Origin of the sequence: Achromobacter sp. ACM02, from assembly GCF_014851605.1 — a bacterium.
In the GTDB taxonomy this organism is placed as follows: domain Bacteria; phylum Pseudomonadota; class Gammaproteobacteria; order Burkholderiales; family Burkholderiaceae_B; genus Achromobacter; species Achromobacter aegrifaciens.
This window is the reverse complement of the sequence record NZ_JACUZY010000004.1, coordinates 203,149-222,185: the sequence shown is the minus strand read 5'-3', so window position 1 is coordinate 222,185 and position 19,037 is coordinate 203,149. Positions and strand designations below refer to the sequence as shown.

Annotated in this window: 16 protein-coding genes; 6 read left to right on the top strand and 10 right to left on the bottom strand. The window is 67.3% G+C overall.

Going from position 1 to position 19,037, the window contains the following annotated elements; translation table 11 throughout:
- Positions 1–83 precede the first annotated feature (83 nt).
- On the bottom strand, positions 84–821 hold the full coding sequence (locus IB258_RS13625; protein ID WP_125471237.1) for a hypothetical protein: 738 nt from the start codon (positions 819–821) through the stop codon (positions 84–86).
- A 67-nt stretch (positions 822–888) separates the two neighbouring features.
- A complete protein-coding gene (locus IB258_RS13620; protein WP_125471236.1) occupies positions 889–1,767 on the bottom strand; it encodes a LysR substrate-binding domain-containing protein in 879 nt (292 codons plus the stop codon).
- Positions 1,768–1,877: 110 nt separating this feature from the next.
- On the opposite strand from IB258_RS13620, the gene trpB reads away from it, so the two are divergent.
- The 3 genes from trpB to IB258_RS13605 all read left to right on the top strand — a co-directional run bounded on the left by trpB (position 1,878) and on the right by IB258_RS13605 (position 7,725).
- Complete coding sequence (gene trpB / locus IB258_RS13615) at positions 1,878–3,086, top strand: tryptophan synthase subunit beta (protein ID WP_192352706.1); 1,209 nt, start codon at positions 1,878–1,880, stop codon at positions 3,084–3,086.
- Positions 3,083–3,868, top strand: a complete 786-nt coding sequence (trpA, locus tag IB258_RS13610; RefSeq protein WP_192352705.1) for a tryptophan synthase subunit alpha — start codon at positions 3,083–3,085, stop codon at positions 3,866–3,868. The genes trpB and trpA overlap by 4 nt, the downstream gene beginning before the upstream one ends.
- A 131-nt stretch (positions 3,869–3,999) precedes the next feature.
- Positions 4,000–7,725 carry an ATP-binding protein gene (locus tag IB258_RS13605; RefSeq protein WP_370539830.1) on the top strand — a complete coding sequence of 1,242 codons (3,726 nt, stop codon included), beginning with the start codon at positions 4,000–4,002 and terminating at the stop codon, positions 7,723–7,725.
- Between the two features lie 17 nt (positions 7,726–7,742).
- On the opposite strand, the gene IB258_RS13600 is transcribed toward IB258_RS13605, so the two are convergent.
- Positions 7,743–8,711, bottom strand: coding sequence for a tripartite tricarboxylate transporter substrate binding protein (locus IB258_RS13600; RefSeq protein WP_119450114.1), 969 nt, complete (start codon positions 8,709–8,711; stop codon positions 7,743–7,745).
- A complete protein-coding gene (locus IB258_RS13595; RefSeq protein ID WP_233564543.1) occupies positions 8,708–9,196 on the bottom strand; it encodes a GAF domain-containing protein in 489 nt (162 codons plus the stop codon). Before IB258_RS13595 ends, IB258_RS13600 begins: the two co-directional genes overlap by 4 nt.
- A 133-nt stretch (positions 9,197–9,329) precedes the next feature.
- On the opposite strand from IB258_RS13595, the gene IB258_RS13590 reads away from it, so the two are divergent.
- Positions 9,330–10,289, top strand: a complete 960-nt coding sequence (locus IB258_RS13590) for a LysR family transcriptional regulator (protein ID WP_088159130.1) — start codon at positions 9,330–9,332, stop codon at positions 10,287–10,289.
- Here IB258_RS13590 and IB258_RS13585 read toward each other — a convergent pair.
- The 6 genes from IB258_RS13585 to IB258_RS13560 form a co-directional block, all read right to left on the bottom strand.
- Positions 10,282–11,472 carry a Xaa-Pro peptidase family protein gene (locus IB258_RS13585; protein ID WP_119450112.1) on the bottom strand — a complete coding sequence of 397 codons (1,191 nt, stop codon included), beginning with the start codon at positions 11,470–11,472 and terminating at the stop codon, positions 10,282–10,284. The two genes, IB258_RS13590 and IB258_RS13585, sit on opposite strands and share 8 nt — an antisense overlap.
- 22 nt (positions 11,473–11,494) lie before the next feature.
- A complete protein-coding gene (locus IB258_RS13580; protein ID WP_119450111.1) occupies positions 11,495–12,478 on the bottom strand; it encodes a tripartite tricarboxylate transporter substrate binding protein in 984 nt (327 codons plus the stop codon).
- A 125-nt stretch (positions 12,479–12,603) separates the two neighbouring features.
- Positions 12,604–13,068: a hypothetical protein gene (locus IB258_RS13575; RefSeq protein ID WP_119450110.1), complete on the bottom strand. Its 465-nt coding sequence runs from the start codon at positions 13,066–13,068 to the stop codon at positions 12,604–12,606.
- A gap of 241 nt (positions 13,069–13,309) precedes the next feature.
- The gene (locus tag IB258_RS13570; RefSeq protein ID WP_147400236.1) at positions 13,310–13,525 is read right to left on the bottom strand and encodes a hypothetical protein; all 216 of its coding nucleotides are present in this window, start codon (positions 13,523–13,525) and stop codon (positions 13,310–13,312) included.
- On the bottom strand, positions 13,522–14,109 hold the full coding sequence (locus IB258_RS13565) for an ATP-binding protein (protein WP_192352704.1): 588 nt from the start codon (positions 14,107–14,109) through the stop codon (positions 13,522–13,524). Before IB258_RS13565 ends, IB258_RS13570 begins: the two co-directional genes overlap by 4 nt.
- On the bottom strand, positions 14,106–15,284 hold the full coding sequence (locus tag IB258_RS13560; protein WP_192352703.1) for a phage tail sheath subtilisin-like domain-containing protein: 1,179 nt from the start codon (positions 15,282–15,284) through the stop codon (positions 14,106–14,108). The genes IB258_RS13565 and IB258_RS13560 overlap by 4 nt, the downstream gene beginning before the upstream one ends.
- 511 nt (positions 15,285–15,795) lie before the next feature.
- Between IB258_RS13560 and IB258_RS13555 the strand changes: the two genes are divergently transcribed.
- Together IB258_RS13555 and IB258_RS13550 are read left to right on the top strand one after the other, a co-directional pair.
- Positions 15,796–18,267: a carbohydrate-binding family V/XII gene (locus IB258_RS13555; protein WP_225590376.1), complete on the top strand. Its 2,472-nt coding sequence runs from the start codon at positions 15,796–15,798 to the stop codon at positions 18,265–18,267.
- A 138-nt stretch (positions 18,268–18,405) separates the two neighbouring features.
- Complete coding sequence (locus IB258_RS13550) at positions 18,406–19,014, top strand: LysE family translocator (protein ID WP_054451758.1); 609 nt, start codon at positions 18,406–18,408, stop codon at positions 19,012–19,014.
- Positions 19,015–19,037 lie beyond the last annotated feature (23 nt).

The following is a 19,037-nucleotide window of genomic DNA, read 5'->3' as shown; positions in this document are numbered from 1 at the left end:
GCGGTGCGGGATGGCGGTAAATGGGGGCGGTACAGACGGCCCCGTGGCCCTCATTCCGGCATGGCGCGGCCGGTCCGCCCGCGCTAGCGGTTGGGCGCGGCCATGGCCTTATCGCCCTGGTACGGGCTGAGATCCAGCCCCGCCTGCTGGAAGCGCCGCACGATTGCCGGCAGTTGCTTGCTTTGGCTTGCGCCGTCGACGGCCTGGATGGCCTGGCGGCATGTTTCGATGTCCTTCGGGCAGCCGTGGCCGGGCGCCAGCAGGCTGGCGTACACCGATATGTTGACGGCCAGCTGGGACACCTGGACGGCGGTCGGCTTGCCCAGGTAGAAGTCGTCCAGGTCGCGCTTGAGGCGGGCAGTCTCCTCTTTGCCGGCAAGCGCGCCGTCGCGGCAGTCCATGAAGGTGGGTGACTCGTCGATCAATTCCATGCGGCTGCATGCCAAGGCCAGGCGTGGAGCGGGCAGGAGGCCCGCCGGCAACTGGGCCTGGACAGTCGGCGATCCCGAGGTGGCGAACGACACTATCCGTCCGTTCGTGCGCTTGCCGGCATCGACCGGGCCGGCGATCAGCATGGTCACATCCAGCGACGCAGGAAAGCGCGCAGTCGGGCCGTTGGCATAAGCCCGGGACACGGTTTCGGCGGTCGCGGCGGGCAGGCCGAGCCTTGCGCCGATAAGGCTGTTGCCGCCTTGCAGGTAGGTGTCGAGCTCGTCGCGCAGCACGGCTTCCAGCACGGCCGCCTCGGTGGCGGAAAGACTGTAGGCGGCGCTGGCCAGCGTGGGGACCAGCAGGCCCAACATCGCGCAGAGCTTTTTCATGGATACGTTGCGGCAGTGTGGTTCGGCGCGCAAGGGTAACCGGTTTGCGCGCGCAGCGTGGAGGGCGTCAGTTCGCGCCGGCGCTGGCCAGCAGCCAGTCGCGCAGGCGTTCATGCGCGGCGTCGGCGCGGACCGCATCCTTGCGCAGGCACAGGCTGAAGGCCGCGCCGCTTTCGATGAAGCCCAGCGGCGCGGCCAGCCTGCCTCGGTGCAGTTCGGCCTCCACCAGCACCGCCGGCGCGATGGCCACGCCCAACCCGGCCGCGGCGGCCTCCAGCATGTGGCCCAGATGGTCGAACTCGCGCCCCGCTTGCCGTGGCGTCAGCGCGATGCCTTGGCGCGCCGCCCAATCCTTCCAGGCGTCGGGCCGCGAACTGGTGTGCAGCAGCGGCATATCCAGCACGTCGGCCGCATCGCGGATATGCGCGGCCAGGGTCGGGGTGCAGACCGGGCCTATGGTTTCGGCGAAGAGCGGGGTGACGCCCCATTCTTGCGGCCAGGCGCGCCCGGCCAGGATCAGCGCATCCACGCGCTGCGTGTTCAACAGGGCGGCATCTGCGGCTGTCTGCAGCCTGATGCGGATGTCCGGATGCAGGGCTTCGAATTGTTCAAGCCGCGGGATCAACCAGTTGGAAAGAAAGCTGGCGGGCGCACCCACCGCCAATTCGGCCGGCTGCGTGCCGCGCCTGAGTTCGTCGCAGCGGCGCTCCAGCAGGTCGAAGGCGTCATGCGCCGCGCGCTGCAGGTCCAGGCCCGCCGCGGTCAGGTGGACGCGCCCCGCGCGCCGCTCGAACAAGGCGCAGCCCAGCCATTCTTCCAGTTGCCGGATCTGCTGGCTGACTGCGCTATGGGTCACGCAGAGTTCCTTGGCGGCCAGCGTGAAACTCGCCTGGCGGGCCGCGCTGTCGAAGAATCGCAGGGCATTGAGGGATGGCAGACGTCTCATGACTGTTAGCTGAGCTTACATATATGGGAAATAAATCATTGATTCAAATAAGTATTTTGTGACGATAGCATAAGGAAAATCCTACTCATCCTGTCACGGAAAACCTATCCATGCCACTCGCCATCCATCCGGCCGCGCCCGACAGCCGAGGCCAATTCGGCCCCTACGGCGGCCGCTACATGCCCGAAACGCTGGTCCCCGCCCTGGACGAACTTGAACGCCAGTTCAAGGCGGCGCTGGCGGACGAGGACTTCTGGCAGACCTACCGCGGCCTGCTGGCCGACTATGTGGGCCGGCCGAGCCCGCTGTTCCTGGCGCGGGGCGTTTCCGGGGAGTTGGGCGGCGCGCAGGTCTACCTCAAGCGCGAAGACCTCAACCACACCGGCGCGCACAAGATCAACAACTGCCTGGGGCAGATCCTGCTGGCGCGCCGCATGGGCAAGCGCCGCATCATTGCCGAAACCGGCGCGGGCCAGCATGGTGTGGCGACTGCCACCGTCTGCGCCCTGTTCGGCCTGCAGTGCGTGGTTTACATGGGCGCCGAAGACATGGAGCGCCAGTCCATCAACGTGCGCCGCATGCGGATGCTGGGCGCCGAGGTGCGCGCGGTGCACGCCGGCACCGCCACCCTGAAGGACGCGATGAACGAGGCCTTGCGCGACTGGATCGCCCATCCCGCCGACACGTACTACCTGCTGGGCACCGGCGCCGGACCGCATCCTTATCCCTGGCTGGTGCGCGAGTTCCAGAAGGTGATCGGGGAGGAGACGCGCCAGCAGATCGCGGCCAAGACCGGCCGCGTGCCCGACGCCATGGTGGCCTGCGTAGGCGGAGGCTCCAACGCGATGGGGTTTTTCTACCCCTTTCTGGAACTGGCAGACGTGCGTCTGTACGGCGTCGAAGCCGGCGGGCTGGGCCTGGCCAGCGGGGCGCACGCGGCCAGCATCAGCGCGGGCCACGAGGGCGTGCTGCACGGCTGCCGCAGCTATTACCTGCAGGACGAAGACGGCCAGATCGTCAACGCGCATTCGATATCGGCCGGCCTCGACTATCCGGGCGTCGGGCCCGAACACGCCTTGCTGCATGACCGCAAGCGCGTGGACTACGTGTCGGTCACGGATGCCGAGGCCGTGTCGGCCTTCCATTGGCTGACGCGCAAGGAAGGCATCCTGCCCGCGCTGGAAAGCGCGCATGCGCTGGCCTATGTGCGCAAGCTGGCGCCGCGGATGGCGCGCCACGAGATTCTCGTCGTGTGCCTGAGCGGACGCGGCGACAAGGACATGGACACGGTGACTCAATTTGGCGAGGTGGCGGCATGACCCGGCTTGATCGAACCTTGGCGGAGCTGCGCCAATCTGGACGCAGTGGGCTGGTGACCTATTTTGCGGCGGGCGATCCCGATCCTGCCGCATGCCTGGAGCTGCTGCGCGGCTTGCGCGCGGCGGGCGCGGACGTGATCGAACTCGGCATGCCGTTCAGCGATCCGGTCGCGGACGGTCCTGTGCTGCAGCGGGCCAACGTGCGTGCGCTGGCCGGCGGCCAGACCCTGAAGCGCACGCTGACCCTGGTGCGCGATTTCCGCGAGGCGGACGCGCATACGCCCTTGGTGCTGATGGGCTATCTGAATCCCATCCTGCGGCATGGGGTTGAAGGCTTCATCGAGGACGCGGCCGCGGCGGGCGCGGACGGCCTGATCCTCATTGACCTGCCGCTCGAACATGCCGACGAGATCAGCCGCGCGGCGCGCGCGCATGGCCTGCATCTGATCCGGATGTCCGCGCCCACGTCCGAGGACGCGCGGCTGGCGGGCTTGCTGCGCGACGCCAGCGGGTTTGTCTATCACATCATGCTGGCCGGCACGACGGGTGCGGACTTGCCTGACGAGCGCCGCATCGCGCAGGATCTGGACCGGCTGCGCTCGCATACCAGGCTGCCGGTGGCTGCGGGCTTCGGCGTGCGTTCGCCTGATGAAGCCCGGCTCGTCGCGCGGCATGCCGATCTGGTGGTGGTCGGCTCGCGGCTTGCGCAAGTGCTGGCGGAGCAGGGCGTGGCGGGCGCGCTGGGCGAGGTGCGGGGGCTGGCGGCGGCGCTGCGTCCCTGAGGTAACTCGTTACGTTCGTTGCGACTTGGCGTGTATAGCTTTCCTGTCGTGGAATATCATCAAATGGCCGCGCCTCGCCAAGCAAGGATGGCACGCGCGACCGTATCTGTTCCACAAAAATAGGAAGGGCCGTGACACCCGAGTCAAGTCTGGAATTTTTGCCCGAACGCGGAGAAATGGCGCAGCGGCTGCGCGAACTGGACTGGAGCAAGACTGCGCTGGGCGAACCCGGCGCGTGGCCGCAGAATTTGCGCACGGCGCTCAGCCTGTGCCTCAGTTCGCGCTTTCCCATCCTGATCTGGTGGGGCGCGGACTTCCGGATACTCTACAACGACGCCTACATCCCATTCCTGGGTGCCACCAAGCATCCGGCGGCGCTGGCCCAGCCCGGGCAGATTTGCTGGAGAGAAATCTGGGGCTCCATCGGCCCCATGCTGGAAGGCGTGTATCGCAGCGGCCAGGCAACCTGGTCGCATGACGCTCAGTACTTTTTCGATCGCAGCCTGCCGCACGAGGAAGTCTACGTCACTTTCACGTATGGCCCCATCCTGGCGGCTGACGGGGTGACGGTGGAGGGCGTGTTCTGCCCATGCACCGAAACGACGGAGAAGATCGTCAGCGCAAGACGGCTGGAGATTCTGCGCAAGCTCGGCGCGCAGCCGCTGCGCGGGCTTGGCATCAAGGCACCGGCCGAAGCCATATGCGGGGTGATGTCCGAGAGTGGGATGGACGTGCCATTCTGCCTCATCTACCGCTGTGGTGACCTTGGCCCGGAGCTGCTCGCGGCCACCGGCGTGGATGCCCCGCAAGCGCTGACGCCCGCGGCCTGGCCTCTGGGTGCTGTCGCGCAGGCGGCTCAGCCGCAGACCATCGCGCTGGCGCCGTTGGACTTGGAGCTGCCCGGCGGTCCCTGGGAGGACCTGGCCTCATGGGCCCGCCTGGTGCCCATCAGCTGGACGGCCGACGGATCGGTGTCCGGCATCATGGTGCTGGGCGTGGGTTCGCGCCGGCCTCTGGACGAGGCATACCGGGATTTCCTCGATCTGGTCGCCCATCACGCAGCCAGCGCGATCGCCAACGCGGCGGCCTATGAGCAGGAGAGCCGGCGGGCCGAGGCGCTGGCCGAACTGGATCGGGCCAAGACGACGTTCTTCTCCAATGTCAGCCATGAGTTCCGCACGCCCCTGACTCTGATCCTGGGGCCTCTGGAACAGGCGCTGGGCGAACAGGGGCAACCCCTGGACCCGGAGTCGTTACAGATGCTGCACCGCAATGCGCTGAGGTTGCAGAAACTGGTCAACTCCTTGCTGGATTTCTCGCGCATCGAAGGCGGCGCCATCGTGGCGCGGTCCAGCCCAACCGATTTAGTGCGAGCCACGACGGAGCACGCCAGCGCGTTCCGTTCCATGATAGAGGCGGCCGGCCTGAAGCTACGCGTGCAATGTGACGAACTGCCAGACGCGGTGTGGCTCGACCGCGACCTGTATGAAAAGATCTTGCTGAATCTGCTGTCCAACGCATTCAAGTACACCTTGCAGGGCGCGATCGACGTCATCCTGCGCGATTGCGGAGCCAGCGTTGCGCTGTCGGTGCGCGATACCGGCGTCGGCATCGCCAGCGATGAACTGCCGAGAATTTTTGAACGTTTCCATCGTATCGAAAACGCGGCGGCTAGAACCCATGAAGGCACTGGGATAGGGTTGGCGCTGGTGCGCGAACTGGTCGCGCTGTTGGGAGGCGCGATCGAGGTGGAAAGTCAACCGGGCGTGGGCAGCGTCTTCACTGTCACGCTGCCCAAGGGCGAGATGCCTGACCTGGCCGCGCCGGCACACGCATCGCCGTCCACGGATTCGGATGCCGGCGCATCCTTTCTGCAAGAGGCGGCGCGCTGGGGAGCGGCAGCGCCTGATGCGATGGCACGGCTGGCGCCGCAGGAGGCGGGAGGCGGGCGGCCCGCAGTGCTGTGCATTGACGACAACGCCGACATGCGCGACTACCTGCACAGCTTGCTCGCGCCCAGATACGCGCTGCGGTTCGCGAGCGATGGCGCATCCGCGCTGCAAAGCGCGCGCCGGGAACCGCCGGACCTGGTCATTTCCGATGTGATGATGCCGGGAATGAACGGGCTGAGCCTGCTGCAGGCTTTGCGCGCCGATGACCGGACCCGTTCGGTCCCAGTGATCCTATTGTCGGCTCGGGCGGGAGAAGAAGCCCGCGTGGAAGGCATGCAGGCGGGCGCGGACGACTATCTGGTCAAGCCTTTTGCCGCGCGCGAGCTGCAGGCGCGTGTCGACGCGCACCTGCGGCTCGCTCTGCTGCGCCGGGAAGCTTATACCGCGCTGCGCGCCAATGAGCGCCGACTGCGGGCCATCCTCGATCAGTTGCCCGTCGGCGTGGGCGTCTGCGATGCCAGCGGTGCGTGGATGCTGGCCAACGCGCTGATGGAGCGCTGCTCGCCGTGCACCGTGCCGTCGGCGCGGTCCGAACAGGCGGCGCGCTGGCGCGGCTGGGACGAGCACGGCGAACCCGTGCCACCCGAGAACTGGCCTGCCAGACGTGCGCTGCGCGGCGAGATGGTGGTGCCGGGAACCGAAATGCAGTACATGTCTGAGGACGGCGAGGAGCGCTGGATGCGTGTCAGCGCCGCGCCCTTGCGCGCGGATGATGGCGAACTGGTCGGCGCCTGCACCGTGGTGCAGGACGTTACCGAGCTGATGCGCGCGGAGCAGGAGCTGCGCTTGGCGCACGATCGCAAGGACGAATTTCTGGCTGTGCTGGCGCACGAACTGCGAAACCCGCTGGCGCCGTTGCACAATGGCCTGCAGCTGCTGCGGCTTTCCGGGACGGGCGACGAGCAGACGCGTCGCCTGCACGACATGCTGGCTCGCCAGGCCACCCACATGGCCCGCCTGGTGGACGACTTGCTGGATATCGCGCGTATCACCAACGGCAAGATTCTGTTGCGCAAGAACCCGGTGGATCTGACTGAAGTGCTACTGAACGCGCTGGAAACCTGCCGCGAGGCGATCGAGGCGCAAGGGCATGAACTCTGCATGGATGTACCCGAGCAGCCTTTGATGGTGGAGGCCGATGGCATGCGGTTGGCGCAAGTGGTCTCCAACCTGCTGAACAATGCGGCCAAGTACACCGATCGGGGAGGAAAGATCCGCGTCCGCGCCTATCGCGAAGCCGACGGAAACCTGCTCGTATCGGTGCGGGACAATGGCCACGGCATTCCGGCAAGCATGCTGGCCCTCGTGTTCGAGCCGTTCGCGCAAGTGGACCGCGAGCGCGGCGCGGGAGGCTTGGGCATCGGCCTGACGCTGGTCCGCCGCCTGGTGGAACTGCATGGTGGCACGGTCGAGGCGCGCAGCGAGGGGCTTGGAGCGGGCGCCGAATTCCTGGTGCGGCTGCCGGCCTCGGCACTTGCTGCGGCCGCCCCGCCGCAAGTGCAACCTGTGGCGGCGACCCGGTCGCTGGGCCGCATCCTGGTGGTGGACGACAGTCCCGACTCGGGGGACACCACGGCGCTGGTGTTGCAGGCTCTCGGCGCGGAAGTGCGCAGCGCTTGCGACGGGGCGGCAGCGCTGGCCCTGCTGGATAGCTTCCGTCCCCAGGTCATGCTGGTGGACATAGGTATGCCTGGCATGGACGGCTACGAGGTCGCGCGCCGGGTTCGCGCCGGTTCACCGGCCGGAGGCATTGTCCTCATCGCCATGACGGGCTGGGGCCAAGAGGAAGACCGGCGCAAATCCCGCGAGGCGGGCTTCGATCATCATCTGGTCAAGCCCATGGATTTCGACCGCCTGGAGCGCTTGTTGAACGATCTGCAGCACAAGCGCATCGAGACGGGATGAAGGCCGGCGCGCCGTTCTCAGTTGGCCTTCAGGTCGATGTCCCGGGCTACCTCGCCCAGGCGGTCGAAATCGGCCTGAGCGCGTTCTCGCGCCTGTGCAGGCGTGTTGGCGACGATCACCCAGCCCAGCTCTTTGAGCTTGCGCTCGGTGTCAGCAGTCCTCAGCCCCTGCACGAGCGCATCGTGAAGCTTGTCCACCACCGCATCCGGCGTGCCCTTGGGCGCGGCCAATCCGAACCAGCCCGCAGGCACCAGGCCGGTGATGCCCAGCTCCTTGGCCGTGGGGACCTTAGGATAGGCGTCGAAGCGGTAGTCGCTGGTGACGAAGAGCGCCGTGGTTTTGCCCGAATTGACGTACGGGATCTGCGAGGCGGCGTTGTCCATCATCGAATCGATATGACCTCCCATCAGGTCGTTGACGGCGGGCGCGGCGCCCTTGTAAGCCACGATGTTCAGGTTCAGTCCGGCCTGTTTGGCGAAGGCGGCCTGCGTCAGATGGGCCTGCGTGCCCAGGCCGGCATTGGCTGAAGTCAGGCCGGCCGGCTTTTGCCGCGACAGCGCCTGGAAGGCAGCGTAGTCCTGCGCCGGGAAAGCCTTGTTGACCACGAACACGAAGGGCACTTCCACCGCGACGGAGATATGGGCCAGATCGTTTACGGGCTGGTAGCGCAATTTGTAGATGTGAGGATTGACGGCGATGGTCCCACTGGCCGACAGCAGCAGCGTATAGCCGTCAGGCGCCGCGCGCACCACGTGCTCGGTGGCGATGGAGCCGCCCGCGCCGGGCCGGCTTTCCACGATGACGGGCTGGCCCAGTTGCTTCTGCAGCGATTCCGCGATCAGTCGCGTCAGGGTGTCGGAGGCGGACCCGGGCGCATATGGATAGACGATGGTGATGGGCTTGGCGGGATAGGCGTCCGCCGCGTGCACGGCGGCGGGGCCGATGCACAACAGCAAGGCGGCGAAGTGGCTGCGTAGGCGCTTCATGATTTCCCCTCATGGTTTTGGGTGGTTCGAATAATGTCTTGCACGACGGGTATGGCCAGCGCCGAGTACCAGGCCAGCTCCGCGTACATGTCGCGCCGGTACCAGCCCGCCTGATGCAGCAGGTTCAATGAGCCTAGCGTCCGCCCGTTCCAGCGCACCGGCACATTGACCGCGCTTGCGCAGCCCAGCGATGCAATGAGTTCGTGGTCGGGAAAGGCTCGCGCGCAATCTTCGCGGTCCAGGCACAGGCGCGGTTCTCCTTGCTGCACCACCGCAACGTAGAACTCGCTGTCCTCCCGTATCGGTTTGCTGCCGCCGGGGGGGTAGGCCCCAGGCTGAGTCGAGAAGCAGCGGCGGCTCAGTCCCGCTTCCCAGTCCAGCACCAGCACCGTGAACAGGCGGTAGCCGATGCGTTCCTGTAGCGCTGCGCTCAGCGCGGTCAGGCCGCTGGCGGGCTGGCCGTCTTGCGCCAGCCCGCGAACCACGGTGTTCAAGGACGAAAGGGAAGAGAAGCTTGCTGGCATGGGAGCGTGAGGTCGATTCGAGAGGTGCCCATTTTGTGCGTGAACCCCATAGACAGCCAATGAATAAACCTGAGATATCCATTACCATTTCCGCATGATTGCGCCCCTTACCGAACTGCTCTGGACGCGGCGCTTGAAGCTGCGCCATCTGGAAGTGCTGATCGCCCTGGAAAAGGCCGGAACCGTCACGGCCGCGGCCAAGGCCATGCACATGACGCAGCCAGCGCTGTCGCACTGGCTGAGCGATATGGAAGACATGGTCGGCACGCCCTTGTTTGCGCGCGGCAGGACGCTGGCCCTGACCGAGGCGGGACGCGCGCTGTGGCGTTACGCGACCCGCGTGCTGGGCGACACCGCGCGCACCGGCGAAGAGATCGAGGCGGTCAAGGCGGGCGTGGCCGGACGGCTGCATATCGGCACCATTCTGTCGGCCGCGCCAGTGCTGCTGCCGCGCGCGATCGCCACGCTGCACCAGCGCGCGCCCGACGTGCAGATCGAACTGGTCGAGGGGCTTCTGGATCCGCTGATCGAGCGTGTGGCGCGCCACGAGATCGATCTCATCATCGGGCCGCTGGATCTGCGCGCAAGCCGTTCCGGCCTGTGCGGGCAATGGCTGATGACGGACAGCTTCAGCCTGGTGACCCGGCGCGGGCATCCGCTGGCCGGGCTGGCTGCGCCTACGTGGGCGGACACGCAGGGCTATCCCTGGATCTTGCCGCCGCCCGGTGTGATGTCCCGGGTCAGGCTGGATCAGGCCCTGGTGGATGCGGGCCTGGCGCCGCCCAAGCCTGCGGTGGAAACCAGTTCGCTGGTGGCCTTGCTGTCCTTGTTGCAGGACAGGGAGTATGTCGCGACGCTGGCCAGCTCCGTGGCCCACATGTATGAGCGGCTCAATCTGATCAGCATCGCGCAGGCGCCCACGCGGCTGGAGTTCGGCCCCATCGGCATGCTGTGGGCCGCGGATTCGCCCAGCATTGTGCTGCCGTGGTTGCGCGAGATCCTGCGCGAGGAAGCGCAGAGCCTGGCGCAGGAAGGGGCCGGCCAGCCTACCTGACGGTGGCGTACTCCAGCGTCTTGGGCGTGCCGGTCAGCACGCGTGGCGTATCGCCCACCACCACCGTATCGTCCAGGCGGAAACCGCCGATGCCGTAGGCATAGATGCCCGGCTCGGCGGAATACACCTCGTTGGCCAGCAGTGGCCGCTGGCAGAACGCCATGTCCTCCGGATACTCGTGGTGGATGATGCCGACGGCGTGTCCGGTGCGGTGGCGGATGAAGCCGGCGTAGCCCGCCTTTTCGATCTCAGCCTGCGCCGCGGCGTCCATCATGCAGACGGGGTTGCCGGTGCGGGCGGCGGCGATGGCGGCTTCGTTGGCGGCCTTGGCCGCGGACCAGAGCCTGGCTTGCTCCGTCGAGGGCGTGCCGCAGAACCAGGTGCGTTCGTTCTCGATGGTGAGGCCATTCAAACGCGGGATGACGATGTTGACCAGCACGTCGCCTTCCTTGATCCGCGCGCCGCAAGAGGCGCCATCGCCATGCGGGGACGCTGAAGCCGGGCCGCTCAGCGTCCAACAGCGAATGACCTCGAACTGTTCGCCGGGGAAGCGTTCGGCGGCCTCCTGCACGAAGAGCGCGGCCATGGCGCAATCCAGTTCCTGTACCAGCCTGCCGGGCCGGATGTTCTCGCGGTACCTGTCCTGTATCCAGTCGGAGATCGATGCGGCGGCCGCCATCACGGCGATTTCCTCGTCGTGCTTCTGCCAGCGCAGCGAGCGGCATTCGGCGGTGGCGCGGCGCAGCGTCAGCTCTGGCAGCAGATGGCCCAGCTGCGCCAGCACCGGGCTGCCGCCTTCGACAGCGATGCGCGAGCGCGCCAGCCCGGCCTGCCGCAGTCGTTCGGACAGGACTTCCGGAAGCTGCGTGATCAGCGGCAGGCGGTCCGTGACGCGGGGATGTTCGGCGTAGTAGGTGATGTCGGTGATCCAGACCTTGCCTTGTTCCTGCGAGAAGCGCATGTGATGCGTCGACAGCTCGTTCATCACCAGAAAGGGCGTGCCGTCGCGCGGCACCACCGCGAAGATGGGACGCTCCCAGGGCAGGACGTCGGTGTGGAAGTTGGTGGCGAACTGGAAGAAATCCGCCGAGGTGAACACGATGGCGTCGACGGCAAGGTCGTCCATCAAGGCAGTCATTTTTTCGTGGCGATAGCGCCAGACGGCGTTGCTGAGCTTGGGCATGTCTTTCCTTTGAAGGTGGCGGTCAGTCGTTGTTCAGGCCGAGTTGGCGTATCAGCGGCCCCCAGGCGGCGCTGTCGCGCGCCACGGCTTGGGCGACCGCTTGCGGCGTGGACGGCAGCGGTTCCAACTGCAATTCCTGCAGGCGCGCCTTGACCGCGGGATCTTCGAAGAAACGCCTCGTTTCGGCATTGAGCCGTTCGATGGCGGCCGGCGGCGTGCCCTTGGGCGCGACCAGCGCATACCAGCCCGGCAGCGGAAAATCGGCAATGCCCAGCTCGCCCAGCGTCGGCACGTCCGGCACGCTGGCCGCGCGGCTCGCACCCACCACCGCTAGCGGAACCACCTTGCCGGCCTTGGCCTGCACGGCGGCGGTGTTCAGCACGTCCGCCATGAGCTGCGTCTGGTTCGCCATGACGCTGGTCAGCCCTGCGGCGGCGCCGTTGTATGGCACATGGGTCAGCCGGAATCCCTCGCGCTGTTCGAGCATTTCCACCACCAGATGCGTGGAATTGCCCTTGCCCGCGGAGGCGAAGTTCAGGCTCTCGGGATCGGCCTTGGCCTTTTCGACCAGGTCCTTGAACGAACGGATGTCGGCCTGCGGACTGGCGACGAGCAGAAAAGGAGTGTTGACCAGCAGGCTGATCCCGTCGAAATCTTTGGCCGGGTCGTAGGGCAGGTTCTTGTACATGTGCGGGTTGAACGCCAGGTACGAAATGCCACTGATCAGGACGGTGTAGCCGTCGGCCGGCTGCTTGGCGACATGGCTGGAGGCCAGGATGCCGTTGGCGCCCGGGCGGTTCTCGACCACGATGGCCACATTCAGGCGCCGCGACATGTAGTCGGCCCAGAGGCGGCCGATGACGTCGGTGCCTCCGCCCGCAGCTTGCGGCACGACCAGTTTGAGCGGCTTGTCCGGATACTCGGCCGCCGTGACTGCCGCGGCCGTCAGCAGCCCGCAGGCAAGCCCGGCTGCGCGCAGACAGCGGGCCAGCTTGGTTCGCAACATGTGCATTTTCCCATGGAATCGTTGAATGGCGCCGCTATTGAGCGGCGTGCCTCGATGGCATCCAACGGATTATGGGGAAGGGACTTATTAGTGCCCAATGAAAAAATCTGAGGGCACCATAAGCGTTACTGCATGGCCGCTTGCGGCGCATCGCCGCCGGAAGCGCCGCGGCCGCGCGATTTTCCATACAGCAGGCGCGCGCACAGGAACGCGCTGAGCGCGCCGGGCGCCGCGCCGACGGTCAGGGGGAAGCCCAGCTCTTCCAGCCAGGGCCTGCCCTGGGAGATAAAACCCGTCAGGAAAACGAAGCCATAGACGGCGCCGACCAGCGCCATCGCGGCATAGGCGCGCCAGGACGGATGCGCCGGCCGCAACGCGCCGGCCACGATGCCGCACAGCAGGGCGGGCACGAAGCCGAAAATGTAAAACCAGGGCAGGGCGTAGACCAGCATGAGCAGGTTCTCGGGATCCCGGGTCACGGCCGTCAGCGCGATGATGACGCCTGCGCCGCCGATGGGCGGCGCGGCCACGCCGTAGAGCGCGCCGCCCGCGACCAGATCGCTGCCCAGGCGCCGGCCGGCAGTGCCCATTGTGTGTTGCCGCCTGCGGCGGTAAGCGATGGCGGCGAGAGCGCCTAGAAGCAGTATGCCGGCCGAGATATAGGGGGTCATCGCGTCATGCAGAATGTGGGCGGGAGTGGCATGGCCGGCTTGCCGCGAGAAAGCGGCAAGCCGGCGCAACAGGCCTGATGATACCGTGGCGGCCGGCCAGGTTTTCCTGCGCGCGCCGCGCCCGCATCGCACGCAGCGCCATTCTGCGGCGGCGCGGCGCTCAAGTCGGGTCGTTGCCGGCGCGCGCGTCAGCGGCGCCGGCGCTGTCGTTCAATGAGCTGGCCAGCGCGGGGGCGGCCTCGTCCGCTGCGGGCTGTTGCTCCGTGCGCCGCATCAGCCGTTTGCTCACCATGGCGGCGACGAAGGCATTGCGTTGGGCCGCGTTGTAACCGGGGTGGCTGAGTTCGCGTACGTATTCGTTGATCACGGGTTTCATGGATGTTCTCTCGTCTTGAGGCCAGGCAGGGGCCGGGCGTGTTGGCTTGCATCGGCGCGGACGGCTTGCAGCAGGCGCGCCATGGTGACTTCGGCGCCGGTGTCGGCGGTAAAGAGCGCGCGGCTCCAGCGGCGCGCGCGCTGATCCGGCGCGGGCGCCGGAAACTGGACCACGAAGCGCAGCCGCCTCAGGAATGCGCTGTCCAGGTTGGACTTCAGGCTGGCGGCCCGCGACGCCAGGCCGCGGTAGGACTGCATGGGTTGCAACAGGTAGCTGACCTCGATATTGGCGTAGCGGTCATGGCTGTCCTTGACGTTCGCGCGCTTGCCGAAGAGAGCGTCGGCTTCGTCGAAGTACAGGACCGCGCCGCGCTGCTCGACCGACTCGAACAGGCGGCTCAGGTTTTCCTCGGTTTCGGCGATGTATTTGCTGACGATCCTGGACAGGTCGATGCGATGCAGCGCCAGCCCCGTATCGCGCGCCAGTTCCTCGGCAGCCTCGAAGGCCTGCGCCCGAGCGCGCGGGCCATGTTGGACGCCGGTGTCCCAAAACGCGAGGATGCGCGGTTCCGTGGGCGCGTTCATGGCGGACTTCCTTCCGTTTGCCCGGCGCGTTGCTGGACCCGGATGACCACGAACTCGGCCGGCCTGAGCGGAGCGAATCCCACCAGGATGTTGACCATGCCGCGATCCCTGTCCTGTTGCGTAGTGGTCTCGCCATCGCACTTGACCAGATAGGCATCGCGGGGCGTGCCGCCCTGGAAGGCGCCCTGGCGGAACAGTGCATTCATGAAGGCGCTGACGTTCAGCCTGATCTGCGCCCAAAGCGGCTCGTCGTTGGGCTCGAACGCGGCCCACTGCGTTCCGCGCAAGAGCGATTGTTCCAGGTGCAGCGCCAGGCGGCGCACCGGCACGTACTTGTATTCCGAGGCGAAGTGGTCCGTGCCTTGCAGGGTCCGCGCGCCCCAGCAGACCGCGCCGCGTCCGGCAAAGGTGCGCAGGCAATTGACGCCCAGGGTATTCAGGTTGCGGCTCTCGTCGTCGCTGACCGCCGCGGCCAGGGACAGGACGCCAGCGAGGCCCGCGTCGATGCCGGCTGGCGCTTTCCAGACGCCGAGGTCGGCGTCGGTGCGCGCATACAGGCCCGCGATCGTGCCGCAAGGCGCGGTCAGGCGCGGCAGGCCATTCTTCAGCGGGTCGGCCGCGCGGGTCCAAGGGAAATACAGCGCGGCATGATCGGACCTGGGCAGCGCCGCACCCATGACTGCGGCCGCCATGGAGGCCGCATCGGCCGCCGCGGGCGGCGCATCGATGATCATGAAGGCGTGCAGCTCTTTGCAGTAGGACACGGCATCGGCCAGCACGATGCTGTGCGTGATGCCGGGCAGGCATAGCAGGTTGAAGGCATGGGCATCGTCCAGCGCGTAGAGGCCCCGGCGCTGCGCGCGCTGGCCGATGAAAGCGGCATGCGCCTCCAGCGGATCGTTCTGCGCAGGCTGCGCCACGCGCACGACCCAGGCTTGAGCGCCGCCGTTCAGGAAGAATTGAAGCACCGCGTAGCCGAGTTCGCAGCCCTCGGCCAGCCCGCCGAACTCGCGTTCGTAGTCGGCGAAATCCTGGATGTGGACGGGATGGTTGAGCGGTCCGCGCATGGCCGTGCCCAGGAACGCGGCAACCGAGGTCGGCGCGCCTGCAATGGTGCGCACGCCTGCGGGAATTTCCTGGACATACACCCCGGGATGAGTCAGGGCAGGGACCATGAACTGCTCCTTTCCACGGCGACTTGATGGCGTGAACCTGCAGCAGGAGAGTCTTCGCGGGACGGCCGAAGCGCCGCGGACAGAGGGCCGGGCGTGGGCGCGACACGCCGTAGCGCGGGCGTCTGGCGGGCGTTGCGCCGCGCTTCTAGTTGGATTGCAGCGGAAAGGCAATCGGGCATAAGCAGCAGCCCTGATGAGATGTTTTATAGAAGGTCTGATAAAAGCGGGCAATAGCTTTTCAGCGGTGTTAACGTTCTGTTGCTTATTCAGAAGCCGGCCCTTGCAGGACGCCTTGCAGGCAGGCCGGTCGAGGCTTGGCCCGTAGCGGCGGCGCTGCGGGAAATCAGAGTGGCCGGGGGCCCGACTGGCGGCCGCGGCCCTCAACGAGGAGCGCGAGATGTGTAGCCTGACCCGACTGTGGCGCGTGCATGTTTTCCCGACAACATCGTCAGCGCCCGCGGACCCGCCCGGGCGCCTTTCTCGCCTCGCTCTCGCCCTTGCCGTGGCCGGCATGGCTGCCGGCGCGGGCCTGACGCCAACCGGCGCGGCGCAGGCGCAAGCCCAGGGACAGACCCCGGCGCAAACGGCGCCCGCCCAATCTGATGCGCAGGAAGAGGCCGCGCGTTCGCTGCAATGGCCGCGCAGTTTCGAGGCCGCCGACGGCACGCGCGTGGAGCTCTATCAACCCCAGATCGATACCTGGACTGCCGACCGCATTACGGGCCGCATGGCGGTGGCGGTTGGCGCCGCCAAGGGCAATCCCACCTACGGCGTGGCAGACTTTTCCGCCCGTGCCGAGGTCAACAAGCCGGCGGGTTTGGTGCATCTGTCGGACATCCGGATCGAGCGCGTGCAGGTGCCCACCTCGCCGGAAGCCGCCGCCAAGCTGCGCAGCCAGCTTGAAGCGCGCCTGCCGGCCAAGGGCGTGGTCACGCGGCTTGATGCACTGCAACTGAGCTATACGCTGTCCCAGAACAACCCGGCCACGAAAACCGTCCCGGTGGACAACGCGCCGCCGCGCATCATCTACCGCACGGTGCCGACCGTGCTGGTGCTGATCGACGGCGGACCTGTATTGGCCGAGGTGCCTGATGCCGCAGGCTGGCGCCGGGTCGTCAACACGCGCGCGTTGATGCTGGCGGACAACGCGGGCCGCTATTTCCTGCAGGCCGCTGGCCATTGGTACGAAGCGCGCACCGCCACCGGGCCGTGGACGGACCTGCCGCAGCCGCCCGAGGCTCTGCTGGCCGCCGCTGTTGCGGCGCGCCGCAAGGCCGAGCCGGACCCGATGCTGCCGCATGGCGGCAAGGCGCCGCACCGCGCGCCCGCCATCGCGGTGTCCACCGCGCCGGCCGAGTTGCTGGTGACCGTCGGCCAGCCTGAAATGCGGCCGGTGCCAGGGACTTCGCTGCTGTCGGTGGCCAATGCCGATCATGCCCTGTTCATGAATCCGGGCGACAACCGCTACTACGTGCTGGTGTCCGGCCGCTGGTTCCGGGGCGCCAGCCTGGACGGCCCCTGGTCCTACGTGCCGGGAAAGCAGCTGCCGCGCGATTTCGCCAAGATTCCGTCAAAGGATCCGCAGTCGGGCGTGCTGGCTTCGGTGCCGGGCACGCCGCAGGCCAAGGAGGCGCTGATTGCCTCCACCATTCCGCAGACCGCCACGGTGTCGCGCAGCGCGGCGAAATTGCAGGTGGAATATGCCGGCGGCTCCCCGACGCTGCGGCCCATCGAGGGTACGGCGCTGTATTACGCCGCCAATTCGCAGGTGCCGGTGATACAGGCCGAAGGCCGCTACTACGCGTTGTCGCGCGCTGTCTGGTTCGTATCGGATTCGCCCATGGGGCCGTGGCGCGTGGCTGACCATGTGCCGGCGATCATCTACGCCATACCCGTCAGCTCGCCGCTGCACTACGTCACCTACGTGCAGGTGTACGGATCCACCCCGCAGAGCGTGGTGTTCGGCTACACGCCGGGCTACATGGGCGTGGTGGCCAGTCCCGACGGCACCGTGGTGTACGGCACGGGTTACGCGTATCCGCCGGTCATCGTGCAGGACACCTGGGTGGGCTATCCGCCCAGCTATGGCTACGACGCGGCCTTCGCCACCGCGACCGGTTTCGCCTTCGGCTTCGTCGCTGGCGAGACCTGGGGCGGCGCGGCGCCCTATTGGGGGCCATACTGGGGCGCGCCTTATTGGGGCGGCGTCAACGTGAACCAGGTCGACGTCTATGGCGCCTGGGGCGGCTCCGGCGTGGTCACGCACGCGGCCGGCTGGAACGGCTGGACCGGCACCGAATGGCAGGGCACCCACGCCGAGGGCTACAACCCGCAGACCGGCGCAGCCTTCGAAGGCACGCGCGGCGCGGCCTATAACGAGTACACCGGCAATGCGGCTGCCGGGCGGCGCGACGCCTATACCAACCCGGCGACCGGCGCTTCGGGCGCTGGCAGGGCGGGCGTGGTCGCCAACGACGACGGCCAATGGGCTGCCGGCCGCCAGGACGTGCGCACCAATGCCAACACCGGCCGCAGCACCATCTCGTCGGCCACGGCGACCGGCACGGCGGGCGACGGCGTCAGCAGCGTGGACCGGCGCGGCGCCACGTACGACCGCAACACGAACAGCGGCATGGCATGGAACAACGGCAACGTGTACGCGGACCACAACGGCAACGTCTACGAGCACAACGACAACGGCTGGCAGCAGCACACCAGTTCGGGCTGGCAGCCCGTGCAGCCCAGCGCGCAGTCCGGCGGCAATTACCTGAACGGCCAGCGCCAGGCGCGCGACTATTCCGGCGACCGCATGGGCGGCATGGAGGGCGGCGGTTGGCAGGACCGCGGAATGCAGGGCGGCGGCTGGCGCGACCGCGGCATGGGGGGCGCGGAAGGCGGCGGCTGGCAGGGGCGCGGCATGGGCGGCCGGGGAGGCTGGGGCGGCGGCTTCGGCGGATTCCACGGCGGAGGTTTCCGCCGCTGAACGGCAGGCTGCCGGACCGGGCGGTACGGAAAGAGGGCGTGGCGCGCCTGCGGGCCCGCCTTCCATTCCGGCCGCATTTGCGCAGCCCTGGCGCCGCGGTCTAGACTGGCCGCTTTCCCTTCTTTCACGCACTCCGCCATGGCGCTGCATAGCTGGCTCATCTACCTGGTCGCGGTCATTGGGCTGTCGATAACTCCCGGACCGAACACGCTGCTTGCGCTCACGCATGGCGCGCTGCATGGGCACCGCAAGGCGTTGTGCACCATCGCAGGCGGCGCGGTGGGCTTTGTCGCGCTCATCGCCTTGTCCATGCTGGGCATCAGCGCCTTGCTCAAGGCCTGGGGTCCTGCGCTGACGGTATTGAAGTGGGCGGGCGGCGCCTATCTGATCTGGCTCGGTATCCAACTCTGGCGTGCGCCGGGCGTGCAGTTGCAGCCGGCCCCCGACATGCCGCGCATACGCGGCATGCGCATGTTCAGTCAGGGCCTGTTGTCGGCGATCTCCAATCCCAAGGCACTGCTGTTCTACGGCGCCTTCCTGCCGCAATTCATCGATCCGGCCCGCAGTCTGTACACGCAGTTCGCGATCATGGCCGGCACCTTCGTGGTGGTGGAGTTCCTGGTCGAGTACGTGTTGGCGCGCCTTGCGCATCGCGTGCGCCCCTGGCTGGAGCGCGCCGGCCGGCGTTTCAACAAGGTGTGCGGCGGTTTGTTTGCCGCCATGGGGGCGGCGCTGCCGGGGTCTTGATCGCCGGCGTGCTGCGTTGCCGC

Bases quoted from the DNA above. Each gene is read 5' to 3' on its own strand.
- IB258_RS13625 (WP_125471237.1), bottom strand. From the start codon at position 821: ATGAAAAAGCTCTGCGCGATGTTGGGCCTGCTGGTCCCCACGCTGGCC.
- IB258_RS13620 (WP_125471236.1), bottom strand. From the start codon at position 1,767: ATGAGACGTCTGCCATCCCTCAATGCCCTGCGATTCTTCGACAGCGCG.
- trpB (WP_192352706.1), top strand. From the start codon at position 1,878: ATGCCACTCGCCATCCATCCGGCCGCGCCCGACAGCCGAGGCCAATTC.
- trpA (WP_192352705.1), top strand. From the start codon at position 3,083: ATGACCCGGCTTGATCGAACCTTGGCGGAGCTGCGCCAATCTGGACGC.
- IB258_RS13600 (WP_119450114.1), bottom strand. From the start codon at position 8,711: ATGAAGCGCCTACGCAGCCACTTCGCCGCCTTGCTGTTGTGCATCGGC.
- IB258_RS13590 (WP_088159130.1), top strand. From the start codon at position 9,330: ATGATTGCGCCCCTTACCGAACTGCTCTGGACGCGGCGCTTGAAGCTG.
- IB258_RS13585 (WP_119450112.1), bottom strand. From the start codon at position 11,472: ATGCCCAAGCTCAGCAACGCCGTCTGGCGCTATCGCCACGAAAAAATG.
- IB258_RS13580 (WP_119450111.1), bottom strand. From the start codon at position 12,478: ATGTTGCGAACCAAGCTGGCCCGCTGTCTGCGCGCAGCCGGGCTTGCC.
- IB258_RS13575 (WP_119450110.1), bottom strand. From the start codon at position 13,068: ATGGGCACTGCCGGCCGGCGCCTGGGCAGCGATCTGGTCGCGGGCGGC.
- IB258_RS13570 (WP_147400236.1), bottom strand. From the start codon at position 13,525: ATGAAACCCGTGATCAACGAATACGTACGCGAACTCAGCCACCCCGGT.
- IB258_RS13565 (WP_192352704.1), bottom strand. From the start codon at position 14,109: ATGAACGCGCCCACGGAACCGCGCATCCTCGCGTTTTGGGACACCGGC.
- IB258_RS13560 (WP_192352703.1), bottom strand. From the start codon at position 15,284: ATGGTCCCTGCCCTGACTCATCCCGGGGTGTATGTCCAGGAAATTCCC.
- IB258_RS13555 (WP_225590376.1), top strand. From the start codon at position 15,796: ATGGCTGCCGGCGCGGGCCTGACGCCAACCGGCGCGGCGCAGGCGCAA.
- IB258_RS13550 (WP_054451758.1), top strand. From the start codon at position 18,406: ATGGCGCTGCATAGCTGGCTCATCTACCTGGTCGCGGTCATTGGGCTG.